Source organism: Ideonella sp. B508-1 (assembly GCF_000333615.1).
Classification (GTDB): Bacteria; Pseudomonadota; Gammaproteobacteria; order Burkholderiales; family Burkholderiaceae_C; genus Ideonella.
This window is the reverse complement of sequence record NZ_BADL01000289.1, coordinates 1-1,255: the sequence shown is the minus strand read 5'-3', so window position 1 is coordinate 1,255 and position 1,255 is coordinate 1. Positions and strand designations below refer to the sequence as shown.

At 69.5% G+C, this 1,255-nt stretch carries 2 pseudogenes; both read left to right on the top strand.

The window, feature by feature from the left end:
• Positions 1 to 662, top strand: a pseudogene (locus tag I73_RS27645) (aspartate aminotransferase family protein); the annotation flags it as partial.
• 123 nt (positions 663 to 785) lie between these two features.
• Positions 786 to 1,255: pseudogene (locus I73_RS27640) on the top strand (ABC transporter ATP-binding protein); the annotation flags it as partial.

The following is a 1,255-nucleotide window of genomic DNA, read 5'->3' as shown; positions in this document are numbered from 1 at the left end:
GCAGGGTGAAGGCGGGTTTTACGTGGCCCCGCCCCGAGTTCGTGAAGCCGGTGCGCGCGCTGTGCGACCAGCATGGCATCGTGATGATCGCCGACGAGTGCAGGCCCGGCGCCGGCCGCACCGGCACCTGGCTGGCCTGCGAGCAATGGCCGGTGGCCCCGGACCTGATCACCATGGCCAAGTCCATCGGTGGCGGCTTCCCCATCTCGGCGGTCATCGGCAAGGCCGAGATCATGGACAAGCCGGCCCCGGGCGGCCTGGGCGGCACCTACGCCGGCAGCCCCGTCGCCTGCGCCGCCGCGCTGGCCGTGCTGGACGTGTTCGAGGAAGAGAAGCTGCTGGACCGCTCCAAGGCCATCGGCGAGCTGCTGACCACCGGCTTCAAGGCCATGGCCCAGCGCCACAAGAGCATCGCCGACGTGCGCGGCATGGGCGCCATGGTGGCCATCGAGCTGTGCAAGAACGGCGACCCGCACCAGCCCGATGCCGAGCTGACCAAGCGCGTCTGCAACGAAGCCATCGAGCGCGGCCTGGTCCTGCTGTCCTGCGGCGTGTACGCCAACGTGATCCGCGTGCTGGTGCCGCTGACCGCCTCGGACGCCCTGCTGCAGGAAGGCCTGAAGCTGCTGGAAGAATCGCTGGTGGCCGCCAGCCAGGCCTGAAGCCTGTCCTGAAGCCGGCGCGCGCTGCGGGAGGTAGCGCCCGCCGGCTGACGCTTTCCTGGCACCGCCCGCCCGGCGCGGTGCCCACGCCTACACAGTCATTGTCCGAGGGCCCCCCACGCCATGAGTTCGCCCCCCCTGGTTCGCTTCGCCGGTGTTCAGAAGACCTATGACGGTCTGAGCCTGGTGGTCCGTTCGCTCGATCTGGAGATCCAGCGCGGCGAATTCCTCTCGCTGCTGGGCCCTTCCGGCTCGGGCAAGACCACCACGCTGATGATGCTGGCGGGGTTTGAATCCCCGACGGCCGGCGAGATCCTGCTGGACGGCTCACCCATCACGAAGACCCCGCCGCACAAGCGCAACTTCGGCATGGTGTTCCAGAACTACGCGCTGTTCCCCCACCTGACGGTGGCGGACAACGTCGGCTACCCGCTGACGGTGCGCAAGCTGCCCAAGGCCGAGATCGCCCAGCGCGTGGTCAAGGCCCTGGACATGGTGCAGCTCGGGGGCAAGGGCGACCGCTACCCCGCCCAAGCTTTGGGGTGGCCAGCAACAGCGCGTGGCCCTGGCCCGCGCCCTGGTCTTCCAGCCCC